General features: G+C 38.4%; 26 protein-coding genes. 20 read left to right on the top strand and 6 right to left on the bottom strand.

Annotated features, from left to right (window positions below; translation table 11 throughout):
• Nucleotides 1-9: 9 nt before the first annotated feature.
• From TLET_RS01220 to TLET_RS01180, 9 genes are read left to right on the top strand one after another with little or no spacing between them, the layout of a single operon-like run.
• Nucleotides 10-747 carry a lipoate--protein ligase family protein gene (locus TLET_RS01220; protein ID WP_012002287.1) on the top strand — a complete coding sequence of 246 codons (738 nt, stop codon included), beginning with the start codon at nt 10-12 and terminating at the stop codon, nt 745-747.
• 26 nt (nt 748-773) lie between these two features.
• Nucleotides 774-1412: a 16S rRNA (cytidine(1402)-2'-O)-methyltransferase gene (gene rsmI / locus TLET_RS01215; RefSeq protein ID WP_049753385.1), complete on the top strand. Its 639-nt coding sequence runs from the start codon at nt 774-776 to the stop codon at nt 1410-1412.
• Nucleotides 1409-1834 (top strand): MarR family winged helix-turn-helix transcriptional regulator, encoded by a 426-nt coding sequence (locus TLET_RS01210; RefSeq protein WP_041428364.1) that lies wholly within the window; start codon nt 1409-1411, stop codon nt 1832-1834. The genes rsmI and TLET_RS01210 overlap by 4 nt, the downstream gene beginning before the upstream one ends.
• On the top strand, nt 1819-3225 hold the full coding sequence (locus tag TLET_RS01205) for a PEGA domain-containing protein (RefSeq protein ID WP_012002284.1): 1407 nt from the start codon (nt 1819-1821) through the stop codon (nt 3223-3225). The genes TLET_RS01210 and TLET_RS01205 overlap by 16 nt, the downstream gene beginning before the upstream one ends.
• A gap of 15 nt (nt 3226-3240) precedes the next feature.
• Complete coding sequence (locus TLET_RS01200; RefSeq protein WP_012002283.1) at nt 3241-4395, top strand: S-layer homology domain-containing protein; 1155 nt, start codon at nt 3241-3243, stop codon at nt 4393-4395.
• Between the two features lies 1 nt (nt 4396).
• Nucleotides 4397-5032, top strand: coding sequence for an LPS export ABC transporter periplasmic protein LptC (gene lptC, locus TLET_RS01195; protein ID WP_012002282.1), 636 nt, complete (start codon nt 4397-4399; stop codon nt 5030-5032).
• 6 nt (nt 5033-5038) lie between these two features.
• Nucleotides 5039-6313: a serine--tRNA ligase gene (gene serS, locus TLET_RS01190; protein ID WP_012002281.1), complete on the top strand. Its 1275-nt coding sequence runs from the start codon at nt 5039-5041 to the stop codon at nt 6311-6313.
• Nucleotides 6314-6994 (top strand): 16S rRNA (uracil(1498)-N(3))-methyltransferase, encoded by a 681-nt coding sequence (locus TLET_RS01185; RefSeq protein WP_012002280.1) that lies wholly within the window; start codon nt 6314-6316, stop codon nt 6992-6994. It begins immediately after the preceding gene.
• Between the two features lie 17 nt (nt 6995-7011).
• Nucleotides 7012-7398: a hypothetical protein gene (locus tag TLET_RS01180; RefSeq protein ID WP_012002279.1), complete on the top strand. Its 387-nt coding sequence runs from the start codon at nt 7012-7014 to the stop codon at nt 7396-7398.
• A 30-nt stretch (nt 7399-7428) separates the two neighbouring features.
• Here the strand turns inward: TLET_RS01180 and guaA are convergent, their stop codons facing one another.
• Genes guaA through TLET_RS01160 form a run of 4 tightly spaced genes read right to left on the bottom strand, consistent with a single transcriptional unit; the run spans nt 7429 to nt 11005 of the window.
• Complete coding sequence (gene guaA / locus TLET_RS01175) at nt 7429-8943, bottom strand: glutamine-hydrolyzing GMP synthase (RefSeq protein WP_012002278.1); 1515 nt, start codon at nt 8941-8943, stop codon at nt 7429-7431.
• The gene (gene kce, locus TLET_RS01170) at nt 8940-9767 is read right to left on the bottom strand and encodes a 3-keto-5-aminohexanoate cleavage enzyme (RefSeq protein ID WP_012002277.1); all 828 of its coding nucleotides are present in this window, start codon (nt 9765-9767) and stop codon (nt 8940-8942) included. Before kce ends, guaA begins: the two co-directional genes overlap by 4 nt.
• Nucleotides 9760-10158, bottom strand: coding sequence for a 3-aminobutyryl-CoA ammonia lyase (kal, locus tag TLET_RS01165; RefSeq protein WP_012002276.1), 399 nt, complete (start codon nt 10156-10158; stop codon nt 9760-9762). The genes kce and kal overlap by 8 nt, the downstream gene beginning before the upstream one ends.
• On the bottom strand, nt 10127-11005 hold the full coding sequence (locus TLET_RS01160) for a DMT family transporter (RefSeq protein WP_228369025.1): 879 nt from the start codon (nt 11003-11005) through the stop codon (nt 10127-10129). The genes kal and TLET_RS01160 overlap by 32 nt, the downstream gene beginning before the upstream one ends.
• Nucleotides 11006-11114: 109 nt before the next feature.
• Here TLET_RS01160 and TLET_RS01155 point away from each other — a divergent pair, with 109 nt between their 5' ends.
• The 11 genes from TLET_RS01155 (at nt 11115) to TLET_RS01105 (ending at nt 23036) form a co-directional block, all read left to right on the top strand.
• Nucleotides 11115-12764: a DUF342 domain-containing protein gene (locus TLET_RS01155; protein WP_012002274.1), complete on the top strand. Its 1650-nt coding sequence runs from the start codon at nt 11115-11117 to the stop codon at nt 12762-12764.
• 83 nt (nt 12765-12847) lie between these two features.
• Nucleotides 12848-14143, top strand: a complete 1296-nt coding sequence (gene hcp, locus TLET_RS01150) for a hydroxylamine reductase (RefSeq protein ID WP_012002273.1) — start codon at nt 12848-12850, stop codon at nt 14141-14143.
• A 105-nt stretch (nt 14144-14248) separates the two neighbouring features.
• Entirely contained in the window at nt 14249-14980 is a 732-nt protein-coding gene (locus TLET_RS01145) for a GntR family transcriptional regulator (protein ID WP_012002272.1), read from the top strand.
• Between the two features lie 5 nt (nt 14981-14985).
• Nucleotides 14986-15861: an ROK family protein gene (locus TLET_RS01140; protein ID WP_012002271.1), complete on the top strand. Its 876-nt coding sequence runs from the start codon at nt 14986-14988 to the stop codon at nt 15859-15861.
• A gap of 6 nt (nt 15862-15867) precedes the next feature.
• Nucleotides 15868-16647, top strand: coding sequence for a sugar isomerase domain-containing protein (locus TLET_RS01135; RefSeq protein ID WP_012002270.1), 780 nt, complete (start codon nt 15868-15870; stop codon nt 16645-16647).
• A gap of 5 nt (nt 16648-16652) precedes the next feature.
• Nucleotides 16653-17396 carry a beta-galactosidase gene (locus tag TLET_RS11115; protein WP_041428362.1) on the top strand — a complete coding sequence of 248 codons (744 nt, stop codon included), beginning with the start codon at nt 16653-16655 and terminating at the stop codon, nt 17394-17396.
• Nucleotides 17327-18808, top strand: a complete 1482-nt coding sequence (locus TLET_RS11110; RefSeq protein ID WP_041428361.1) for a beta-galactosidase trimerization domain-containing protein — start codon at nt 17327-17329, stop codon at nt 18806-18808. The genes TLET_RS11115 and TLET_RS11110 overlap by 70 nt, the downstream gene beginning before the upstream one ends.
• A gap of 26 nt (nt 18809-18834) precedes the next feature.
• A complete protein-coding gene (locus TLET_RS01120; protein ID WP_012002268.1) occupies nt 18835-20121 on the top strand; it encodes an ABC transporter substrate-binding protein in 1287 nt (428 codons plus the stop codon).
• An 18-nt stretch (nt 20122-20139) separates the two neighbouring features.
• On the top strand, nt 20140-21036 hold the full coding sequence (locus tag TLET_RS01115; protein WP_012002267.1) for a carbohydrate ABC transporter permease: 897 nt from the start codon (nt 20140-20142) through the stop codon (nt 21034-21036).
• On the top strand, nt 21029-21880 hold the full coding sequence (locus TLET_RS01110) for a carbohydrate ABC transporter permease (RefSeq protein WP_012002266.1): 852 nt from the start codon (nt 21029-21031) through the stop codon (nt 21878-21880). The genes TLET_RS01115 and TLET_RS01110 overlap by 8 nt, the downstream gene beginning before the upstream one ends.
• A 40-nt stretch (nt 21881-21920) precedes the next feature.
• A complete protein-coding gene (locus TLET_RS01105; protein ID WP_012002265.1) occupies nt 21921-23036 on the top strand; it encodes a M24 family metallopeptidase in 1116 nt (371 codons plus the stop codon).
• 275 nt (nt 23037-23311) lie between these two features.
• On the opposite strand, the gene iadA is transcribed toward TLET_RS01105, so the two are convergent.
• Both iadA and TLET_RS01095 read right to left on the bottom strand, forming a co-directional pair.
• The gene (gene iadA / locus TLET_RS01100) at nt 23312-24463 is read right to left on the bottom strand and encodes a beta-aspartyl-peptidase (protein ID WP_012002264.1); all 1152 of its coding nucleotides are present in this window, start codon (nt 24461-24463) and stop codon (nt 23312-23314) included.
• A gap of 3 nt (nt 24464-24466) precedes the next feature.
• Complete coding sequence (locus TLET_RS01095; protein WP_028843527.1) at nt 24467-24679, bottom strand: hypothetical protein; 213 nt, start codon at nt 24677-24679, stop codon at nt 24467-24469.
• Nucleotides 24680-24783: the final 104 nt, after the last annotated feature.

Raw genomic sequence — 24783 nt, 5'->3', positions numbered from 1 at the left:
GGCGATACAATGCTTGTTTTAAAAACATGGAATTTATCGGGAGAACTGAATATGGCTCTGGATGCAATACTTGCAGAAATCCCTGAAGAACCCATCTTGAGAATTTACACCTGGTCAGAACCAACACTTTCACTTGGAAGACATCAAAAAAGAATCAATCTGAACATTGACTATATGAAAAAAAACCAGATAAACTGCGTGTTAAGACCAACTGGTGGCAGGGCTGTATTGCACTGGGATGAACTAACTTATGCTGTTATTCTTCCTGCAAACCATATTTATGCCAAATCAGGAGTACTCGAAACCTATCTTAAGATTAGCCAATGTATATCAAAAGCCCTTAAATCGATTGGTTATAACGCAGAAATTCAGCCAGCAAGAAAAATCAAAAATAACAGCCAGGCATGTTTTGATGCTCCCTCATCTTATGAACTATGCATTAACGGGAAAAAAGTAGTTGGAAGTGCGCAAATGAGGACAAATAAAAGTATCCTTCAACATGGATCAATTGTTCTTAAAAAGCATGTAGTTGAATATGCAAGGTGTCTGAATCTTGATGAAGAACAACTGGAAGGAAAAATGGCTGGGCTTTTCGACTTTCATGGAATATCCATTTTCGAATTATCTGAAGCGTTACAGATAGAATTTGAAAAAATTTTTGGATACTGCAGGCCATTCCCGTTGAACAGTGAATTATTCGAAAAGGCCTTCGAGAGAAAGGGTGACTATGTTTGGAAGGTAAGCTGACAATTGTTGGTACTCCAATTGGAAACATGATGGACATAACTATAAGGGCATTGCGGGCACTCAGAGAATGCGATGTGGTAATCGCAGAAGATACAAGAAGAACAAAAAAACTTTTGAAGTTTTTCAACATTGATGGAAAGCAATTAATCTCTTATGGCCTTCATAACCAGTTGAAGAGTGTACCTTTTATTCTCAATCTTCTGAAAGAAGGGAAAAAACTTTGTCTTGTCACAGATTCCGGTATGCCATGCGTGGCAGATCCAGGAGGTTTTCTTGTTGATGCCTGCTGGAGAAGTGGTATAGAACTGGATGTTACACCAGGACCGAGTGCATTGACAAGTGCACTGGCACTGTGTGGTTTTGATTCATCCAGAGTTTTTTTCACAGGCTTTCTGCCACGTGGCAAGAAGAGGAGAAAACTTTTTCGAGACATCAAAGGCAAGAAGATGCTCTTCGTATTCTTTGAATCTGCTACAAGAATAAGTGAAACCCTCAGTGATGCTATGGATATTTTCGGAAATTGCGATATCTTCATTGGAAGGGAAATGACAAAGGTTTTTCAACAGTTGTTTCGAGGAAAGATCAGTGATGCTGTAGAATCTTTCAAACAGACGAAAGGAGAATTAACGGTGGTTTTGTATCTGAAAAAGGGGGGAGAAAATTGAAAAAGGAAATCGAAAAAGTTCTCAGGGACATTTGTTTTATGGTAAAGGTCGAAGGGCGATTGGTTTTGAAAAATTATCCAATTACTGCTGCTCAGTTTGATTTGCTTCAAAGGCTCTATTTCAGAGGACCTATGAAGATGACTGAACTGAGTACTATGCTGGGCATAGCCAAAAGCACTCTCAGCGGTATAGTTCGAAGGCTTGAGAATGTGGGGTATCTTTCAAGAACCCGCGGAAAAGATAAACGTGTTTTCATGATCTCAGCAACAGCCGAAGGAAAAAAAGTTGTTGAAAGCGTGATAGAAAAAAGAGTTGAATTTGTTGGAAAAGTCTTGCAAGAGCTTGGTAAAGAAGATTCTAACCAGCTTTTGCAATTATTACAAAAATTCAAAGAGGCGATAGAAAAGTGCAGAAGTTCATAGCAATTTGCTATCTTTTACTGGCCGTATTATCATGCGCATTTACTGTGAATGTGGTTACTAACCCTGGAAATGTTGAAATAAGACAGGGGAATATTATAATTGCAGAGACAGATAGATCAGGTATGGCATCATTTGAAATATCACTGCCAGCAACAATTACTTTTTCAAAACCAGGTTATCTTTCAAAACAGATTTTTATAAGTGACCAGCCCGGCACATATCACATAATACTCACACCTGTCACCGTATTAAAAATAGATTCAAAACCAATTGGAGCTGATATATTTCTGAATGGTAAATTTATAGGAACAACCCCGAAGGAAACAGAAATTATACCCGGAAGGTATATCTTGCAAATAGAGAAAGATGGTTTCTGCAGGCTCACAGAGAAAATCGAGATAGACTCACTGGAAAAAAAAGAATTGTTCTATGAATTAAAAAAGATTCCTGATGTCAAAATACTTTCAAAACCACCATCTCACGTGTGGATAGATGGTAAATTTGCAGGGAAAACCCCTGTTGAATTGAATATCGAAAAAGGGAAGCACCTGTTAGTTCTGAAAGCTGAGAATTTCTTCGACCTTCAAGCAGAAATTTTCGTAGAAAACGAACAAGAGCAAACTTTTAATTTTTCGTTGACCCCATCTGCCCGGTTGAGAATAACAGCTGTACCACAACACGCTTTGGTAAAAATCAACGAAGATCAGAAAAACCAGCCAGCAGAATTCTATACGGATTTATCTCAAAAATTAATCACTGTCAGCGCAGATGGGTACAAAACTCAACAGATCGTCTTTCAACCCGATCAGGGAGAAAATAATCTTCACGTAATACTCGAGCCAGATATCAAAGAACTCACCATAGATGCCCCTGCAGATGCCGTTATTTTTGTCGATGGCAAATCAGTTTCGAGGGGTTCTGTAAAGCTCAAACTCTCAGGGGATATCCACTGGGTTGAAGCACAACTCGGAGAGAAAAAGTGGGCCGGGATTGTCGATCTCACTAAAAACCAATCGCTTAAAATAAATTTCGACTACGCAACTCTCATTTTACTGGGTAAATACAGCATTGCTGTCGAAGGGGTTACTTACATTCCTCCAGCGATAACTTATTTGCCTGCTGGATTTCACACAATTGAAATTAATTCAGATCCGCCAAAGCAGCAAACAAAGGAATTTAAATCTGGTTCACTGGACATAATCAGCCTGGATAGCAGGGCTTATCTGAATATTTTTAGTGAGCTGGTAGTTCCTTGTTATATTGATTCAAAGTTCATTGGCCTCAGTCCTGTGTTATTCTATCCATTAGAACCCGGTGTATATTCAATTAAAACTGGAGAGAAAGAAGAAAAAATAGAAGTGCCTGCTGGACAGTTGCTCGGCTTTCGATGAACGGAGGTGTCTAATATGCGAAAATTACTCTTTTTTGCTCCATTAATTGTGGCTATTGCAATATTCGGTGCAGAGGTGAAGATCAAAGATGTTTCACCAGTTCTCGATATTTATGAACCCGTTTCTTTCATGATCGAGAACAAAATAATGGATCTGGATGAAAATGGAAATTTCAGGGGTGGCCTTCTTGTAACAAGATTTGATATTGCACAGTATCTTTACAATATTTTAAGCAAATTCCAGCTGAGAGATATTTCTGACAAGCTCGGAAATCTCGAAAAGAACCAGCAGAATCTTTCCACAAAAATTATGGGAATTGAGGCTGCATATAAAACCTATGAACAACGACTCAAAGATTTTGAGATGAGTGTAGCCAGCCTCCAAAGTCAAACAGATAAGTTATCTCAGCAAATATATGCGCAGTTGCATAAAGAAATTGAGGAAATTTTAAACCAGCATCAAAACCAGATTTCCCGCCTTGAACCGGTTCTTTCAAGGGTAGAAGCTCTTGAAAAACTCGCATCATCGCTGCAAAAAAGCATAGAAAGTACAGACAGTAATTTAAATCTTTTAAGTTCGAAGATTGCCGAACTTCAGGCAAATCAAACAGAGCTTTCAAGATCATTTTCAAGCAGTGAGAATCTTTTAAACTCTCTTCTTAAAAATGTAAATGAGAACTCCCAATCTATCCAAAAGCTTTCGGAGCAATTCAATGTTCAGATGAATGCTCAGGGAAAATTGTACGATCAAAAAATAACTGAACTTGCAGCAAGATTGGATGCCCTTTCAAAAGGCTTGCAAAACGATCTTTCAATTCAGAAGAAACAACTGACAGATTTTCAACAAAATTTGGAATTGTACAATAGTAGAGTGACACAATTACAGCAGGATATGAAGATTATCGAATCTTTAGCAAGCAAAGACGAACTTTCACACGTTCAAGATTCGATCACCAGTTTGAATCAAAAAATAGAAGAAATAGATGTAAATCTAACCCAATTAGAGCAGAAAATGGAAGATACACAGGTTGGCATGCTCCAAAAAAAGATAGGCGAACTTGAGACAAAACAAAAAAATCTTGAAAGCAGTGTTCTTACTGCTTATCTGATAGGAGCGGCAGGTGTAGCAATTGGCTTGATAGCCGTTCTGTTTCAATGGAGTGGTCAGTAAAATGACCAGTTTAAGAAAATTATTAACATTAGCAATTTGTGTGAGCTTTTGGGGTCTCAGCTTTGCTAAAACAGTGCACATTTTCTCGGAATTTGTCAAACCAGAAAAAGAACAAGCCTACTACGAAGGGAATGTCAAAGTTGAAATAGAAGAAGATAATCTCAATCTGTATTGCGATTCGATGAAAGTATCAAAGTATCAGAATGAATGGAGGATAGTTGAAGCCAACAATGCAGAAGTGTTTTTCGACGATGGTACCGCCACCTCTACCAGATTGAGGTACGATATTAAGCTCAAAACTGGCACAATGTCTGGAGATGTAGAAGCAGAAATATTTGATAAAGAAAGTACAGATACAATTTTGATAAACTGTGATTCTATGGAAATAGATCTTGAAAACGACATTTTTCAGGGAAACTCCACAAATCAGGTTCAGATATACAAAGGTAAAATAGAAGCGAGCGCTAAAAGTTTTTTCTATGACAGAAAAAGCGGAAAAATAAAACTTGAAGGAGATGTCACTTTGATAGATCACGACAAAAACATGAAAATGTGGGCAACCAGTGTTGAAATAACCACAATTGATGATAAAATGACTGCAACAAATGCAAGAGTAGAACTGATTGTGGAGGAGTGATGAACTATGATAGACATCAGATTAATTCGTGAGAAACCGGATTTTGTGAAAAAAGCACTTGAGAAGCGAAATTACGAGAAAAAAATGGTTGATGATCTACTCTCTCTTGATGCACAATTTAGAGAACTCACAAATCAGATTAACCAGCTCCGCGCACAAAGAAATTCCATCTCAAAGATGGTTGCCCAGGCAAAGTCATCCGGGAAAACAGAGGAGATAGAAAATCTAACTGAAGAAGGAAAAAAGATAGGTAGGCAAATAGACTCTATAGAAGATCAATTAAAAGAAATAAAAGTTCAGATGGAAAAATTGATGCTTCTTGTCCCCAATATCCCAGACGATTCAGTACCCGAGGGAAAAGATGAAACTTCAAACAGAGAAATTCGAAAGTGGGGAGATCCGAAAAAATTTGATTATAATCCTCAGGCTCACTGGGACCTCGGTCCGTCTCTGGGCCTTATGGATTTCGATCGCGCGGCAAAACTAAGTGGTTCCAGATTTACTGTTATGTATGGGATGTTTGCAAAACTTGAAAGGGCTCTGACAAATTTTATGCTGGACATGCATACAAAAGAGCACGGCTATACAGAAGTCTGGCTCCCCCACATAGTAAAACGAGAAACCATGACCATTACAGGGCAATTACCAAAATTCGAAGAAGAGGCTTACAGAATAGAGGCAGATGATCTATTTTTAATACCAACTGCCGAAGTTCCTCTCGTGGCACTCAGGTCTAATGAAATTCTTGAAGAAAAAGATCTTCCATTGCTTTATACGGCTTATACACCGTGCTATAGAAGAGAAGCGGGAAGTTATGGAAAAGATGTACGTGGAATGATCCGTCAACATCAATTTGACAAAGTTGAGCTGGTCTGGATAACCACACCGGAAAGATCGTTCGAAGATCTCGAAACGCTTGTTTCCCACGCAGAAGAAGTTCTCAGAAGGCTTGAATTGCCTTACAGAGTTATTCAATTGTGCAGCGGGGATCTTGGATTTGGTGCGGCCAAAACTTATGATCTTGAAGTCTGGTTACCATCGTATAATTCGTACAAAGAGATATCTTCCTGCAGCAACGATACAGATTTTCAGGCTCGAAGAGGCAACATAAGATACCGGAGAAAAGACGGAAAAATTTCTTTTGTCCACACATTAAATGGTTCTGGCGTTGCAGTGGGCAGAACCTTAGTAGCAATAATAGAAAATTATCAAAGGGCCGACGGCAGGATAGATGTACCAAAAGCACTGCAACCGTACCTTGGCTGTGAGGTGCTGGGATAATTGCCACACATTTTTTACGGCAAACAAACTGGAGATTTCGTAATTCTTGATGAGCACGAGTCACGCCACCTCAGAGTCATCAGGGTAAGCGTGGGGCAAAAATTGTTCGTAACAGATGGAAAAGGCAATCTTTACAACTGCGAACTTATTGAGCTTGGCAAACTCGAATCAAAAGCCGTCGTAAGAAATGTCGAACAAACCGAGATAAATAAACTTTCAAAGATCACACTTTGCATTGCAAGCCAGAACTGGGAAAGACTTCGTTTTCTGTTAGAAAAAGCTGTCGAACTTGGCGTTGATGAACTGATAATTTATAAAACAAAAAGGAGCAAGCTTTACATTGACAAAGAGGAAAAAATACGCCTTATCATTAGAGATGCTGCCAAACAGAGCGTAAGATACCTCTTCCCAGAGTTGAGAATTTTTAGAGACATGAGCTTTCTACAAAATGAATCTATGAAAACAGTAGTACTTCACCAATCCGGTCGTGCTGCAAAAATAGACGATTTCAAAGGCTCTCTAAGAATTGTTGTAGGACCTGAAGGCGATTTTGAATCAGAAGAAATCAATCAGCTCAGTCAGGTGGGCACCTTTTTGAACTTGGGGAAAAAAATACTGAGATTTGAAACGGCGGCAATTCTGGCAGCCGGATTGTCAAGTTTTCTAAACGGAAAGATATAAAGAAAGGAGGCTGTCAAATGAAAAAAGGCGAAAAATTCTTATCTTTTGTCAAATTTGAAAAAGAAATCGAAAGCGCTTATCGCGAAAAGTTGTCCGCCACAAAAAGACCTGAAGAGACAGCTGATGTTTTTATTGAATTCGCGATTAATTTTCTGAGCAAAATCAAACCAGAAATCACAAGGAATCACATTGACCAGATTTATTTTGACCCAGATTCTGAAAATGGTTATAAACTTTCTCCAAATCTTGAAAAAATACTTGGCAATGAAATTCTAAACAATAGCGACCTGCCAGCGATTTTAAAAAGGTTGGCCCTGAGCGCTGTACATAGAAGAAAGGCCCTGGTGTCTAATAATGAGAGAACGAATATGTTCAGAATGCAGGAAAAACCTGATCAACATTAAAGCAAAAAAGGGCGGAGAATCCCGCCCTTTTTATTCCCACTCAATTGTTGCAGGCGGTTTGGAACTTATGTCATAAACAACCCTTCCGATTCCTTTCACCCTGTTCAAAATTCTTCTTGAAGCTAAATCGAGAATCTCGTGGGGTAATCTGGACCAATCTGCTGTCATGCCTTCAACACTGTCAACTGATCTCAAAGCAAGTACATAATCATAGGCCCTCTTGTCACCACGCACTCCCACAGACCTTACAGGTAAAAGAACCGAGAAAGCCTGCCAGGTTTTTTCGTACCAGCCTGTTTCTTTTAGTACCTGAATAAAGACATCATCCGCTTCTTTCAAAATCTCCAATTTTTCTTCAGTTATCTCTCCAACTATTCTCACACCAAGTCCAGGACCAGGAAAAGGTTGACGATGTATTATTGATCTTGGGATGCCGAGCATTTCACCAACAATTCTTACTTCGTCTTTAAAAAGATTTTTCAGTGGCTCAACTATTTCAAGATCCATGCGCTGCGGTAACCCTCCAACATTGTGATGACTCTTTATAGCAGCTGTCTTTTTTCCAGATTTTGCGCTCTCTATAACATCTGAATAAATTGTCCCCTGTATTAAGTGCGTTGCTCCGTATCTTTTTGCCTCTTTCTCGAAAACCCTTATAAATTGTTCTCCAATTATTTTTCGCTTTTTCTCAGGATCTACAATACCTCTCAATTTTTCTAAAAACACTTTTCTCGCATCTATTTTTAAAAGATTCAAACCAAGTACTTGTCTGAAAATTCTCGGTACTTCCTCTTCTTCATTTTTTCTCAGCAAACCGTGATCAACAAAAACATTAAGCAGATTTTCGCCAATTGCCCTGTGTACAAGAACGCAGGCCACAGAAGAATCTACCCCACCAGATAGAGCTGCTACGACTTTTTTTCCCGATAAATGTTCTCTTAGCTCGTTGATTTTCTGCTTGATAAAATCTTCCAGACTCCAATTTGGAACAAGCTTACAAACCCTGGAAAGAAAATTTTCAATTATCTCTCTACCATAAGATGTATGGCGAACTTCAGGGTGAAATTGCAAGAGCCAGAATTTTTTTTCATCTGTCGCGGCTGCTATTATTCCATCTTTCGATTTGGCTATAGTTTTGAAAGTCTTCGGCAATTTCTTAACATGATCGCCATGGCTCATCCAGACTGTGAGATGTTTCTCTATTCCTGAGAAGATATCGTCATCTTTTATTATTTCCAACTCTGTTCTTCCATACTCTGCTGTTTTTCCCTGCTCAACTGCACCTCCAAGGGCGTGTACGACAAGTTGCATACCATAGCAAATTCCAAGAACTTTGCCATTGTACCTTTCAAACCATTCTGGCAAACCCGGTGAATTTTCTTCATAAACACTTTCTGGGCCACCTGAAAAAATAACAGCACCAACTTCATCGGTATCAAGAGGCTCATCGTATTGAACAACCTGACTATAATAGCCAAGTTCTCTTATCACTCTTGCTATGAGCTGCGTGTATTGAGAACCATAATCAACGATTACTACTTTCATTTTCTCACTTCTTTCAAATTCAAAATTTGTCTTGCTTCTTGGCAACTTGCGATATCTCTCCCTATCTCTCTGGCTATCTTCACTACTTTTTTTACAAGCTCAGCATTAGATTTTGCCAACTCTCCTTTTTTTACATATATATTGTCCTCAAGCCCAACTCTGACGTGTCCCCCCATCGCTATTGCCATAGCTGCCATGGGAAACTCATGTCTACCTATACCGGCAACAGACCATGTCGCACCAGCTGGTAGATTATCAACCATAGCTATGAGATTTCTCCCATTTGCGGCTATTCCTCCTGGAACTCCCATGACAAAATCAAAATGTAAGTGCCCATGTACCAGCCCTTTTTTGACCAGATTCAAAGCATTCGTGATATGCCCCATATCAAAACATTCAAATTCCGGCATTATATTTCTTTTTTTCATCTCCTCGGCAAATCTCTCAATCATTGGGATGCTGTTCATAAAAACATCGTTCCCAAAATTCACAGTTCCAGTAGTTAATGTAGCCATATCTGGATCTGACTCAAGTGATTGCAGTCGCTCTTCAGCAGTCATCCATACAGCTCCACCAGTTGAAACTTGAACAATCATACCACGGCATTTCTCTCTTATCATCGTTACAACTTTTTTGAATATCTCCGCATTTTGGGTGGGGTTCCCGTTTTCATCTCTAACGTGCAGGTGAACTATCGATGCTCCTTCGAGGAATGCCTCGTAACTTTGCTGGACTATTTCTTCAGGTGTAACCGGTATGTAGGGGGTATGTTGCTTCGTAACTTCTGCCCCACAAACTGCAACAGTTATAATCAGTTTATCCATCTTTTTTCACCACCCTCTGTCTTTCTTTTGGCACAACACAGGTTCCACTTGCCTTTGCAACCAGTATCGGTGGATTTAGAACATCACATGCTGATTCGTGTCCCGGTATCCTTGAGTTGGTTATTATCTTATAAACCTCGAATCTCATCTTTCTTGAAGTGTTTCCTGCGCTTACTATCTCACCGTGTACTTCCAGAAAATCGCCAGCGTAAACAGGATTCAAAAATTCCACCGAATCATACGCTCTGAAAAGCCCTTCGTCACCATCGAATCTTATCAAAAGTTCAGTAGCAACATCACCTATGAGCTGAAGAATTCTCGCGCCATCAACAAGCCCACCTGCATAGTGAGCATCATGTTCACTCATCCTCACCTTCAGAAATGTTTTCATAAACCAGCCTCCTTCTGGAGAAATTGAACAGCCATAAACCGACCAGTACCATCGCCCCACCAAATATCGTATACAAATTAGGCAATCTTTTCAAAAAAATTGATTCTGCAATGCTGGTGAGCACTGGAATAAAATAAATAGTATTTGTTGTGTACCGTGAGCCAACTTTTTTGATGCCTTTGTTCCATAAAACATACGCTATGCCAGAACACACTACACCAAGATACATTAGAGAAACAAAAGAAGCGGGATTGAAACTCACCCAGCTATTCTTCTCAACCAGAGAAAAAGGAATGAGTGTAACAACTCCCCAGAATGTTATCGCAGCAACACCTTCTAATGAATCTGAATTCGGCATTTTTTCGACATGATAGGTATAAAGCACCCACACAGAAGCTGCGCCAAAAAGCATGATATCCCCTACAGGATTGATCTTCAGAGCAAATTTTCCATTCAGGATTACTACGGCAACTCCTGAAAAAGCTATGAATGAAGCTATGTACTCCATCATGGTTGCTTTTTTCTTCTGAATAATATGGGAAAACAATATATGCAGAATTGGGGCGCTTGAGACTATTAGAGAAGCATTCGTTGGAAAAGTGTGGACAAGCCCTGCATTTTCAAAATAAAAATACATTGTTATACCCCAGAATCCCGCAAAAAAACCATGCAAATTAAGAATTTTCGGAAATTTTCTGTTGACAAAAATTAAGAAAACCAGTGCTATCAAAAACCTTATCAAGGCAGCGGTAGCTGGCGGAATATAAGAAACCACTACCTTTGTGGCTACAAAAGACATTCCCCAGAAAAAAACAACCAACCAGATAAATATTTTGTACAAATTCACACCTCCGCTCAACTTCAATTTTTGCATAAAAATTTACTTATTGAAGTTATAATATTTATGAAAAGTTTTGTCTGCCGAACCGTAAAATATAAAGACTCGGGGGGATTCAATGGACAGAAAACCTCAAAAAAGGATTGTCCAAATCGAAAATGTTGAAGAACTTCTCAGTTTGCTGGAAAAAGATTACGGTCAAAATTGGCATGAAAAGGTATCTTTTCGAATAAGCAAGGCTGATCCAGCCAACATGGAAGTAATAATTGAACCTGTTCACGAATCACACAGAGAATCTATTCTGAAAGAACTCTCAAATGTAGTAGAGATTATAGAGCCGGCATTATCAGATTTAAGTGATCTGGAAGAAAAGTATCCAGATCCACATATTCAGGTTGAAATATCTGAGGATAAAATGATAGCAAGTATCTTCATAGTACCGGGTTTGAAGAGAGTTTTGCCAACATTCGATGAACTCAAGGAAGCATTGAAGAAATCCGGGGTTATTTACGGCATAAATGAAGATGCATTGCGAAAAATCATTGATGAAAGCAAAGTGTTTGCTCACATTCCGGTTGCATCTGGCAAAAAACCCATTTACGGAAGTGATGCCAGTATTGAGTTTCTGTTTCCCGAATCTGGAATGATCTTTGAAAAAATTGGAGAAAAAGATTCTGTTGATATGGCTGCACTTTACAAAATTTTCACATGTCATGAAGGTGATGTACTGGCAGTAAAGGTTCCCCTCAGGGAAAGCTATGACGGAATAGCAGTAACTGGTGAAATAATTAAGGTGGAAAAAGCAAAAGATTTGAATTTACAAAACTTTGTTGGCGAAAACACGAAACTATCTGAAGATGGGACAAAGATTATAGCAACGTGTGATGGACAACCTTATGTACAGAATTCGAAGGTATGTGTGAGGAATGTACTGTTGATCGACAAAGATTTGGGATACGACACAGGAAACATAGATTTCAACGCTACAGTGATAATTCGCGGCAATGCAGAGGGACCTTTTAAGATTAAGGCGGATGGAGATATTTCAATAATGGGAGTGCTTGGAGAAATTCAGGTTACCTGCGGAGGTTCACTCAAAGTTCAAGGAGGCATATTTGGAAGAGGTAAGGGAATTATAAAAGTTAGTAAAGACTTAACAGCAAAGTTTATAAACGAATCGCAGATTTTTTGCGAAGGTAATATATTTGTTGAATATTATATAATGAACTCTGTAATAATTTGTCGTGGTGACATTACCGTAAAAGGAAGAGGCGTTATAGCTGGCGGGGCAGTGAAAACTTCCGGGAATGTGGAAGCAGCAGAGCTTGGCAGTGAAAGTGGAGTTCGAACTGAGATTGCCGCAGGGATTGATTATGAAAACGAAAAAGAAATAGCGCAACTTGAAAGAAATTTACTCGAAGCAATGCGATCTATTATGCTTTTGTCTGAAATTGAAAGCTCAGCCAGGGCGAAAACAACAGAAACAAAAGAAATTCCAAAAAAAGAAGAGTTGATGAAAATCCTTCAAAAAACTGCCGAGAAAAAGAAGCGGATTGAATTGGAAGTAAGAAAAATCCATGAAACACTGAAAATTTTAAAGCACAATTTGCAGGTCAAGTATTCAGATACATCCAGAATCAGAGTTAGAAAAATCTGTTATCCCAATGTCAGAATTGCTATCGCCGGCAGAAAAAAATTGATATCCGACAAAATAGGTCCCTGTGATTTCTTCTTGAATAAAAATACAGGCGAGATAAGCTTTCTTTGACTCGTTCGTAACAAAAGTTACTGTCCTTATTTCTAAATTTCAGTAAGCTGTTAAGTGAAAAAACTGTCAAGGAGGTGTCAAACATGGATATGTTTTGCTACATGTGCTCTCAGGCTCTGAACAATGAGGGATGTGTTAGGGCAGGTGTATGCGGAAAATCTCCTCTTGTAACAAGACTCCAAGACAATCTTGTATACATTCTTGATGGTATATCTGCGTACTACTACCACGCAAGAGAACTTGGCTATAAAGATGAAGAGATTGCTTCGTTTTTATCGAAAGGACTGTATTCTACTCTTACAAATGTGAATTTTGACCCCGAAAGTTATGTTCAACTTGCTCTTGAAGCAGGTATGATGAATTTAAGAGTCATGAAATTGCTAAAGAAAGCTCATATTGAAACATATGGTGAACCAGTACCAGCAGAGGTTGAAACTGGTACAAAGAAAGGACATGCAATAATTGTTACAGGACACAATTTGAAAGCTCTTGAAGAACTGTTGAAGCAGGTAGAAGGAACAAATGTTTATGTTTATACACACTCAGAAATGCTACCAGCCCATGGATACCCAGTTTTGAGGAAATACCGGAACCTTGCTGGAAATCTTGGTGCAGCATGGTACGACCAAAAAATGCTGTTTGATGAAATCCCCGCAGCCATACTTGGTACCTCAAATTGTGTCCTATTGCCAAAAGAGAGCTACAGAAATCGAATGTTTACAACATCCATAGCAAGATTACCGGGAGTGACCCACATAGATGGATATGATTATTCACCAGTTATAGAAAAAGCCCTGTCTCTGCCGGAACTTGAAGAAAAACCTTCTACATATAAACTGACTACAGGATATTCTACAGGTGTCGTTGCCAGTATCGCTGACAAAATAAAAGCCTTAGTTGAGTCTGGTAAGATAAGACACTTTTTTGTGATAGGAGGCTGTGACACCCCAACACAAAAAGGAAATTATTACAGGGAATTTGCCAAAAAACTGCCTGAAGACACTGTAATAATAACACTTGCATGTGGAAAATATAGAATAAATGATATTAATTTTGGGACCATAGATGGTGTTCCAAGGCTTCTGGACGTTGGTCAATGCAATGATACGATCGTTGCTATAGAAATAGCAGAAGCGCTCTCAAAGCTTTTTGACAAACCCATTAATGACTTACCGCTTACTCTTGTGTTAACATGGATGGAGCAGAAAGCAGTTGCCATACTTTGGACATTACTTGCCCTGGGCATAAAAGGAATCTATATAGGCCCAGTGCTCCCAGCATGGGTAAATCAGGATATACTAAATGTGCTTCAATCCAATTATGATCTGAGACTAATAAGCGACCCCGAAAATGATATTAAAGCAATATTGAAGGCATAATTTATTTTAATTTTATTTAAGGCGGCCTCAAGGTCGCCTTTTTATTGCTTGACAAAATTGATTATATTCATTATAATGATTATAGTTAATAGGAGGTATACGGAGATGATTCAAAAGATAGATCCATATTCAACAGAACCCTTATACTATCAGCTTAAAGAAATTCTTAGAAAAAACATATTATCTGAAACCTGGAAATCTGGTGAAAAGATTCCAACAGAAAAGCAACTTTCTAAAATGTTTGGTGTCAGCACTGCTGTTGTGAGACAGGCTGTTTCTTTACTTGTGGAAGAAGGGTTTCTCATAAAAAGGCAGGGTAAAGGCACATTTGTAGTAGATGCCAGGATACGTCAGGGACCAAGAAAACTCACCAGCTTTACAGAAGAAATGATATCCATGGGATTCAATCCAACCTCTGTTATTTTAGAAAAAGGTATAAGAGAAGCAGATGAGAAAATCTCTGAAGCCTTGAAACTTGAAACGGGTTCAAAAGTTATTATGGTCAGACGTTTAAGACTTGCTAATGGTGATCCATTCGGGATACAAACATTTTACACGCCTGAGTACATCGCCCCGGATTTTCTGGAGAATGATTTAACACAATCTTTATACAAATTGCTCGAACTCAAGTACGGAATCAAAATTTCCTCTGCTCAGGAAAAATATTATGCAACCATACTTGATAAATACGAGTGCAAACTACTCAAAGCGAAGTGGCCATTTGCCGGTTTCATAGTCGAAAGAGTTGCATACGACACAAATAATACTCCCATTGAATATACAGAATCAATAATAAGAAGTGATAGATATTCGGTACAGGTACAGTTGAGGAAGTGAAAACTGTGTACAGCTTTGCCTGCGATATCGGAGGTACAAATTTACGAATAGCTATCGTTGATTCAGACGGCAAAATATATCTCAAAAGAAAATTTTCCACACCAAAAAAGCAGGATAAACTGTTCGAAAACATTTCACAGGAATTTGAAAAAATGAACGAAAAATTTGAAATATCACATTGTATTTTTTCAATAGCTGGAGCTGTTTTCGAAGACGGGAGTGTTTTAATACCAAACGTGTTCCCACAGAGGATTAAACTTAAAGAGACAATACGTTCTTTTATTCCAAATGTACAGATTTACATAATAGATGACCGTACCGCAGGCCTAATTGGAGAAATATGCAGTGGATGTGCCAGAGGATTCAAAGAAGTGGCATATCTGATAATTGGTACAGGAGTTGGTCTTGGTATTTTCTCACAGGGGCAGATCATTTTTGGGAATCAGGGAATAGCAGGATCAGCAGGATGGATTCATATAAAAGATCCTTTGACAGAAGAATACAGAGATATTGAGTCATTAATATCAGGACCAGCTATAGCAAAGATGTTTTCCAGAATATGTGGAAAAGAGATAGAATCCAGTGAATCTGTCTTAAGATTGTATCTACAGAAAAACACGTGTGCAACTGAGGTAGTTAAAAATGTCTCATTCGCAATGGGATATCTTCTTTCAACAATTACAAATATTCTAAACCCGGAGATAATAGTTCTCTCAGGAAGTGTTGGTTTGAACTGGAAAGTTTTTGAAGAAGAAGCTGTTAAAACATTGAAAAAATTCACCAGCCCATTCATTACTCCTCCCATTATAAAAGTTTCCTCCTTAGGCGAAGATGCGCAACTCGTAGGTTGCTCAAAATATACCTCTTTGAGAAAGGAGTGATAGAATTTGTCGGCATTCGAGGCTTATATTGAAAAAGTGACGGACATTCTTAAAAGAATAAAAAAAGAACAGAATACCAACATTTTAAAAGCCGCGAATATTATGGCAGAATGCATTGAAAAAAATGGTATGGTACATCTGTTTGGAAGTGGGCACTCAATTCTACCCGTTCTGGACGCATTTCCAAGATATGGAAGTTTTATAGGTTTTAATCCACTGATAGATCCCAGATTAATGTGGTTTAGCCCTACTGGTCCAGCAAGTGCTCCTGGTTTATTACTTGTTGAAAGAAAGGAAGGATATGTGGAAAACGGTTTTTTAAGATACCAACCAATTGCCAAAGACGATGTACTAATTATTTACTCTCACGGAGGAATCAATGCAGCTCCTGTTGAAGCAGCGTTGTACGGAAAAAAAGTTGGGGCAAAAGTAATTGCAATTGTTTCTGTAAGTAATCAAGTTGCTGCTATAGCTTCTCACAGTTCTGGAAAAAAACTTTCTGATATAGCGGATCTCATCATTGATAACTGCACTCCGCCAGAAGATGCACTTATAGAACTTTCAGGAAAAAAAGAGCGTATTGCTGCTTCTTCAACTGTAGCAGTCGTTGCTATCACAATGAGCCTTATAGCAGAAACTGGAGCTATTCTTCATGATCACGGAAAAGATTTGAAGATATTTGTATCTCCAAATGTTGAGGGATTCGATGTTGATTATAACGTGAAAATTTTCGATTTTCATCAAAAAACAATAAACAGGCACTACTGGAAAATTCAAGAGAGGTGAGGAATTTGAAAGATTTCTTCCCAGTATCTGTCTGGTACGGGCCAAACAAATCCAGGGCTCCCATGACTGCAAAAGTTAAAGGATTATCAGAGATAAAATCAGAGATTTCTCGAATCAAAAAGATCGGATTTAATACTATCAGATTCTGGTATGATTGGGCTACTGCTGAACCGGAGCCTGATGTATGGGATTTTTCATCAATAGAAGAATTACTTAACATAACTGATGAGCTGAAAATCAAGGCTATACTTCAAATTTACACAGACTCAGCACCAAACTGGGTGGAAAGAGATTATCCAGATTCACTCTTTATTGACAGATCCGGTCTGACTATACATTCTCAATCTGCTCCTGGATACTGTTCAGACCATCCGCAGGTAAGAAAACATATTACAAGCTTTCTGCAGAATCTTGCAAAAGTAGTATCAAGGCACGATTCATTTTTAGCATGGGACATATGGTCTGAACCACATATTGTTCAATGGTCATGGATAGACTACATCAAAGATCCTTGGTTTTGTTACTGCGAATATTCAAAAAATAGATTTATCGAATGGCTCAAAACTAAGTATGAAACTGTTCAAAAACTGAACGAAATCTGGTATAGAAAACATGGAAGCTGGGAAGAAATCACCATACCTCGATATGTCTCTTTATCAAGTTTTAGGGATCTTCTTGATTGGATTCAATTCAACATCGAAAAGATATCCGAAGATCTCTTCTGGAAAACCTCAGCGATAAAAAAATAGATCCATCACATCCTGTATCAAGTCATGCAGCGATCTCAAGTGTTTATGGAATACCTGGTATCGGATATGGTTCATCAGACGACTGGAAACTATCTGAAAAAGTAGATATATGGGGAACTTCTTTCTATCCGAAGCACACAGGCGCATGGATGCCGTTAAAACCGCACCACATGGGTGTTGCACTTGATGCAAGCAGATCTTCCTGCGAAAGTAAAAATAAACCTTTTTGGATAGGAGAGCTCCAATCTGGTCACGGTGTTACAGGATTGAGATTCAGCGTTCCAGTTGATGAATTCGATGTTGAAAGATGGTCATGGCTCGCTATCTCCCATGATGCTAAGGGTTTAAATTACTATGCCTGGCTTCCTATGAGCTGTGGCTATGAAGTATCGGGATTCGGCCTGGCAAATTATGATGGTTCAATCAACAACAAGGTAATCAGGGCTGGAAAAGTCTCCGAAATAATTTCTAAGAACATGAATTTATTCTTAAAAGCAAAAGCTTTGCAAGCTAAGGTAGGGATACTTTATAACATTGAAACCCACAAAACTCTCGCTTGTTTAAGGGCTGAAAGTGCGGAGATCATACGTGAAGACATTTTTGGCATGTACAAGGCCATGATGCAAATGGGTGTTAATGTGGATTTTCTGCATATATCGGACTTATTGAGAGAAGATCTTAAGCAGTACCATCTCATTATGATTCCATTTTCCATCGTTATAGATCAGAAAAGTGCTGATGCGATAGAGAAATATGTGAGGAGCGGGGGAGTAGTTTTGGCAGATGGACGTCTTGGATGGATGAAAGAAGACGGAACTTTGCAAGAAAAAATCCCAGGATCCGGTCTGGAAAAAGTTTTTGGTTGTGAGGAACTCTATACAAGGGAAATCCAAGAACAGGCTATCGATTATGAAGATTGCAAACTTTCTGCTTATCGATACTTAACTGTGTACAGAAAAACAACAGGCATTCCAAAAGCATTTTTTAATGGCCAGCCTGTTATTGTAGAAAACAAATATCATTCAGGACTGGCAATAATGGTTGGTATGCTCATTGGTCTTGCCTATGAAAAAACAGAAAATAGGAACAATCTGGAATTCTTAAAACAAATTGCACAGAGAGCAGGCATTAACCCTGATTACTCAACTTCAATTACTTCTGGTCAAGAAGATTATCTTGAAGTGAGAATATCGCGTTCTGAGGAAAAAACAATAGTATTTCTATTTAATCATGGGGACGAAGCAATTGAATTTGATCTTCTGATTCCTTCAAATAATCTACCTGCTCTGGTAAACAATGTGAAATGTATCAACGCTGATCAAAAATTCGAATATCAAGCATGCAGCAAAGCGTTATCAATCAAAAATATCTTCATACAGGGTAATCACACTGTTGTTTTGTTGATCGAGTGAAAAACCTTAGATAGGAGGGGTGAGGAATGAAAAAGTCTTTGTTAATTGTTTTGATTTCGATTTTTGTGATAATCACAAGCGGTTTTGCAAAAACAAAAATCATTCTTGCAGTTCACTGGTCTGATTACCAAGTTGAAGGGATCAAAGATGAAAATGGAAACATCATGGTAAAAGGATTAAGACAGTATGTGGAAGAATATCAGAAATTGAATCCTGATACCGAAATTGAGATTCAATCAGTACCATTCGATGAGTATCTGAAACGCATTCTTATAAGCCATACTTCTGGGGTAATCTCTGATGTCTACATTTTGTATTCTCTCTGGGGTGTTCAGTTATCAGATTCCATGATACTGGATCAAGTTCCAAAAGATATCGTTGAAAAAGTAAAATCAGACTTTGTGAGACCTGCAATCGATGGAGCTACGATTGATGGCAAAATATGGGGTGTTCCTATCGAAGTCGATAATTATGCACTTGTCTTTAACAAAAAATTGTTGAAAGAAGCTGGATTCACCAATCCCCCTGAAACCTGGGATGAATTAGTGGAAATGGCTCCAAAGCTCACGAAGAGAAACCCAGACGGTACGATTTCGCAATATGGATTTGCATTCCTTTCTGGTTGGGATTCAGCAGTGGTTCATCCTTATTTAGCATTGCTTTACAGTAACAACGGTAAATTGTTTGAAGATGATTTCAGCAGGTGCCTGCTTGATTCAAAGGAGGCAATAGAAACCCTCGAAGCAGAATTAAAACTCTTTAAAAATGGCGGAACAGACCCGGCGGCGAGTGTATGGAACTTTCCAGCGGGTAAAGTAGCCATGATGATTATGGCAACCTGGTACGAAACATCTCTAAAACTTGGATTTAAAGATCAGTATGAAGAAATTGTTGGAGTCGCCCCTATTCCATACTTGAAAAAACCAGCAACAGCTGGTTACACATGGTTCATAGCAGTTGATAACGCTTCAAAAAACAAAAAACAGGCATGGGATTTTGTTCGATGGCTAACCTTGGATAAATCTGGTGGATACACCAGAATGGGTGAACTTATGGCTAAGAATATAGGATCTATACCCCCCAACAAGGCAGATATTAATTTCTTTCAATCAGAATTGAATGATCTATATACTTCTATTTTTGTTAAAGAACTCGAGCACACTCATCAAGAACCCAATGTCGCTCAGGGCCAAGAAATCAAAACTATATTAATGAGGGAAATAATTGAAGCATGGAATGGTAGAAAAACAGCAGAAAAAGCTTTGAAAGATGCAAAACTCGAGATCGACAAGATTCTCTCTGAATTTTATTGATGAGAGGGGTAATCGGTTTTGAAAGGACGAAAAATTGCTAAACAGCATTCTGGGGTGGGGTATTTTTTCCTCGCCCCAATAATGATTTTCTATTCAATGTTTTTCGTATATCCAGTCCTTTTTTCGCTTTTAGCTTCAACAAGAAGATGGAATATGCTGGTTCCGCTTTCTAATGCAAGAAAGATAGGATTTTCTCATTATTCGTACTTACTGAATGATGAGATGTTTGTTTCTGTTTTTAGAAACACTCTTATTTATGCACTACTTACAGTTTCAGCCACAATAATCATAGCTCTGATATTAGCTGTACTGATCAATGGTGCCAGGTTTTCTGTACTCTGGAGATTTATTTATTTTACGCCAGTTGTGACACCTCAGGTTGCCATAGGCACTATATGGGGCTATCTTTACAGACCAAACAACGGACTGTTGAACTCTATACTGGGTCTTTTTGGGATGAAACCTGTTTACTGGCTTACTGACCCGGATATTGCTCTTTTCTCAATAATCATCGCAGCCATATGGTCGGGTATAGGTGGTTCAATGTTGATCATCACGGCTGGCCTCAGAAACATTCCAAAAGATTATTACGATGCAGCCAAAATTGACGGCGCTGGTCCTTTCAAACAGTTTTTCCACATAACAGTTCCTCTGCTTTCTCCCACTTTGCTTTTTCTCACTGCAACAGGATTTATAGGGGCATGGCAAGTATTTGATCTTCCATTTACTATGGGGAGAAACGCACCAGCAAAAAGTGTTATGACTGTTTCCTGGTATGTTTACGAAACAGCTTTTCAATCATTGAGAATGGGCAGGGCGTCAGCCGGAGCATTCTTATTATTCTGTGTTATTTTCTCTTTTACACTGGTTATTCTGTGGATCTTCAAACGTGGAGGAATCAAAGGATATGAGTAAAAAAAAGAAGATAACCTGCATTTTGTTGGAAATCGTAAGATATGCCATAATAATATTTGGGGCTTTCTGGATGATCTTACCATTTTTTTGGATGTTTTCCGCTTCACTAATGACACCTCAGGAACTCTTGTCTGATGTCCCCAAATGGCTTCCCGAAAAACCTCAATGGGGTAACTATGTCGAAGTGCTCAGGAGAATACCTTTATTTAATTACTACAAAAATAGCTTCCTTGTGTCGGGGTCAGTAACTCTCATAACTATTATCACAAGTTCACTATCAGGGTATGCTTTTTCAAAGCTGAAGTTCGCTGGCAGAAAGATTCTGTTTGGTTTTGTGCTCTCAACCATGATGTTTCCCGTCTTCATATTTTTGATACCTGTTTATTATCTCATGAGATTGTTTGGATGGCTGGATAATTACTTATCATTAATAATACCTTTTGCTGTTAGCGGTTATGGTATTTTTCTCATGAGGCAATTTATAATGACCATTCCCGATGAATTACTTGACTCGTCCAGGCTCGATGGTGCATCTGAGTTCAGAATTTACATTTCTATCATCCTGCCACTTTTGAAACCAGCTATCGCAACCCTGGCAATACTCACTTTTATAGGTCAGTGGAATTCCTTTTTGTGGCCACTTATAGTAACTTCAACAGCTCAAAAACTTATGACTTTACCCGTTGGTATCTCAAGATTGTCACTTGCTTTTTCAACAACTGAAACACAGCACTTAATTTTAACTGCCCTCGTTTATCAAGTAGTTCCTATGGTGATAATTTTCCTGTACCTCCAGCGTTATTATGTAAGAGGTTTTGTTTTAAGTGGATTTGCAAATGTTTAGTCATGCAAGAAAAAGTATATAATGTTTCTGGGTGATGCTAGTGAAATTGAAAGAACTTTTCAGGCAGAGGGTTGAGCTTCTCAGAAATTTCATTAAAGAAAATGATTTTGATGGTCTTATTTTAAGCAGATGCGATAATTTTTCCTGGTTTACTTTTGGAGCACGAAACCACATAACTTTGAACAGTGAAACAGGTGATGCTCATGTGCTTTTGACTGAAGAAAATATTTATATACTTACTAATAACATAGAAAAAGAAAGACTCCGAAAAGAAGAATTTCACGATGATCTGCTGCCGGAAGTTGAGTTTGCCGAATATATCTGGTCCAAAGATATGACAGATGTTTTGAAACCATTCGTATCTGGAAAAAAGTTTGCCTCGGATACAGGACGATTTGAAACAATCTGTGTGAAAGACATGCTGGATCAATATCGGTATGTGCTTACTGAATTTGAGCTGAACACCTACAGAACTCTTGGAAAACTTTGCGATGAATCGGTTAACCATGTTATGGCAAAAATTAACCCCGAGATGAGAGAAATTGAAGTCCAGGGAATGGTGGCCAGTGCCCTTATCGAAAAAGGAATAGAGCCTATTTTTGTCATGGTCAGTGGAGAAGAGAGCGCAAAATTGTACAGGCACAATTTATCCAGAAATGTTAAACTTGGCGACAAAGTTTTCGTGAGTATCTGCGCTCGGAAACGAGGCCTGGTGATTTCGTTAACAAGATCCGTCCTGTTTAAAAAAGATACAAACGTGATCGAACAACACAAGCAAAATTGTTACGTGGACGCTGTTGCTATAACAAATTCAAAACCTGGAGTTAAATTAAATCAGGTCTTGGATAAAATCAGGAAAGCTTATGCTGAAATTGGAAGACCATATGAATGGATGTTGCATCATCAAGGAGGAATAACCGGTTACAATGCCCGAGAAATAATAGCCAAGGAATGGACAGATTATACACTTTGTTTTGGAAATGCAGTTGCATGGAATCCAACAATCACCGGAACCAAATCTGAAGATACAGTTTTAATAACAGAAAAAGGCTTAGAGATAATAAGTTATCCGCAAACAAGCAATTGGCCCTTTATCGAATTTGAAATAGATGGGCAGATCATAAGAAGGCCTGATATTCTGTTAGCGAATGTGTAATTCATTTTGGTTCTTTTTTCCTGTTCAACAAATCTTTCACTTCCTGCGGGCTGAGAGGCACTATCTTTGTACCACATTTTTCGCATGTTAATTTATCATCACTTAATTCTGTTGCAGAATAATAAATTTGCCCGCAGTTCGGACACCTGTAATAGAAGGCATACACCCCCAATCGAATATATCACAATTTTTCTAAGATAGATAACTTATATCCAATTAAAATCGGAATTACAAGCATTGTAATAAAGATCATAATCTTTAAAACAGGAAGGATCTTATTCGAAAGTTCCTTTTACAAGGATTTGTTCTTTTGACATCAACAATTTTCCCATACAAAGAACGCTATCTAAGTTCAGATCACTGTTGAACAACAATATATCTGCATCTTTTCCTGGAGCTATTACACCTTTTGATGAAAGTTTAAGGATTTTTGCGGGATTTTGTGTAATAGCTTTGAGAATTTTTTCAAAAGGAACACCATTTTTCACGGCAGATTTGAATTGCTCCATAACAGATGAAACTTTCCCGATCCCAAGCCCAATGAATTGCCCTTTTTCATTAAATTTTGGTAAGCTGCCCTGCCCATCTGAACTCATTGTAACCTGATTCTCAAAACCGTTCTCTATATAAATTTTAACGGCTTTCCACGCTTGAAGATCTTCTTCAAGCAGATCCCCCACACTTGTTGTGAAATCAACGAACCCACCAATTTTGGCATAATTTAATCCTTCTTCAAAGAGCTTTTTGTTTCTGTTTATATGCGTTGGTAAGAATTGCGTAACTGGTATCTCTGTGGTTTCAACAACTTCATACAATATATCAAGCATCGATTTGCCATCACCAACATGTATGTTCACAATGCCTGCTTTGTTTGAAAGAATTCCTCCCACTCGCGCATCTGCGACAATTCTCTTCAATTCATCTACAGATGGCTGACTCGACCTGTGATCGGATACTGCTATCTCACCAGCACCTATAACTTTATCTATCAATATAAAATCTTCTATAAGATTTCCTGTGAAAGTGATCAGCGGAACTCTATAGGAACCAGAATATATATAAGTATTGATACCTTCTTCTTCCAAGCTTTTCGCTTTTGCATATAGATCTTTCAAATTTCTTGTTACACCATCTGTACCGAGACAACCAACGACAGTGGTTATACCTGCTTTTACAAGATCCGAAAACACAATCCCTGGTGTTCTGGTCTTAAATCCTCCTTCGCCTCCACCACCAGCAATGTGCACATGTGAATCTATAAAGCCTGGAACTGCTATCAAACCAGAACCGTCTATCTTTTCAACTGGCAAAGAATCTACATTTATGAAATCTTCAATCACCACAATCTTGCTGCCAGCGATGAGTATATCTTTTTTACCGAGAAAATTTGGTGAGAATACTTCCACATTTTTAACGAGCTTTATCATAAATCACACCGTTATGTTCATTTGAGATTTGCTGAACAACTCACCGGCTATCCTTACCAATTTCACATCCAGGCCATTTTTCTGGTAAAACATAAAACTCAACAACTGAACCATTTGATCTTTGTCAAGAATTTGAGTCTGGGTCTGTGAATGTTTCTGTGGTACATACGCAGATTCATAAGATACGCCCGTTGAATCAACAGGTCCTATACGCATAAATTTTCACCTCATTTATATTATCGACAAAAATCAACAATTTTTCAACTTTTAAGTGCTTTTTCAAAAGCAAACCGGGTTTTATAATGAATAAAGGACCTTTT

Source organism: Pseudothermotoga lettingae TMO, from assembly GCF_000017865.1.
Taxonomy (GTDB): Bacteria; Thermotogota; Thermotogae; order Thermotogales; family DSM-5069; genus Pseudothermotoga_B; species Pseudothermotoga_B elfii.
The sequence above is the reverse complement of the archived record's forward strand: the minus strand, read 5'-3'. Positions and strand labels throughout refer to the sequence as shown.

Coding starts and splice junctions, on each gene's coding strand:
- TLET_RS01220 (WP_012002287.1), top strand. CDS start 10: ATGCTTGTTTTAAAAACATGGAATTTATCGGGAGAACTGAATATGGCT.
- rsmI (WP_049753385.1), top strand. CDS start 774: ATGATGGACATAACTATAAGGGCATTGCGGGCACTCAGAGAATGCGAT.
- TLET_RS01200 (WP_012002283.1), top strand. CDS start 3,241: ATGCGAAAATTACTCTTTTTTGCTCCATTAATTGTGGCTATTGCAATA.
- lptC (WP_012002282.1), top strand. CDS start 4,397: ATGACCAGTTTAAGAAAATTATTAACATTAGCAATTTGTGTGAGCTTT.
- serS (WP_012002281.1), top strand. CDS start 5,039: ATGATAGACATCAGATTAATTCGTGAGAAACCGGATTTTGTGAAAAAA.
- TLET_RS01180 (WP_012002279.1), top strand. CDS start 7,012: ATGAAAAAAGGCGAAAAATTCTTATCTTTTGTCAAATTTGAAAAAGAA.
- guaA (WP_012002278.1), bottom strand. CDS start 8,943: ATGAAAGTAGTAATCGTTGATTATGGTTCTCAATACACGCAGCTCATA.
- kce (WP_012002277.1), bottom strand. CDS start 9,767: ATGGATAAACTGATTATAACTGTTGCAGTTTGTGGGGCAGAAGTTACG.
- kal (WP_012002276.1), bottom strand. CDS start 10,158: ATGAAAACATTTCTGAAGGTGAGGATGAGTGAACATGATGCTCACTAT.
- TLET_RS01155 (WP_012002274.1), top strand. CDS start 11,115: ATGGACAGAAAACCTCAAAAAAGGATTGTCCAAATCGAAAATGTTGAA.
- hcp (WP_012002273.1), top strand. CDS start 12,848: ATGGATATGTTTTGCTACATGTGCTCTCAGGCTCTGAACAATGAGGGA.
- TLET_RS01145 (WP_012002272.1), top strand. CDS start 14,249: ATGATTCAAAAGATAGATCCATATTCAACAGAACCCTTATACTATCAG.
- TLET_RS01120 (WP_012002268.1), top strand. CDS start 18,835: ATGAAAAAGTCTTTGTTAATTGTTTTGATTTCGATTTTTGTGATAATC.
- TLET_RS01110 (WP_012002266.1), top strand. CDS start 21,029: ATGAGTAAAAAAAAGAAGATAACCTGCATTTTGTTGGAAATCGTAAGA.
- iadA (WP_012002264.1), bottom strand. CDS start 24,463: ATGATAAAGCTCGTTAAAAATGTGGAAGTATTCTCACCAAATTTTCTC.
- TLET_RS01095 (WP_028843527.1), bottom strand. CDS start 24,679: ATGCGTATAGGACCTGTTGATTCAACGGGCGTATCTTATGAATCTGCG.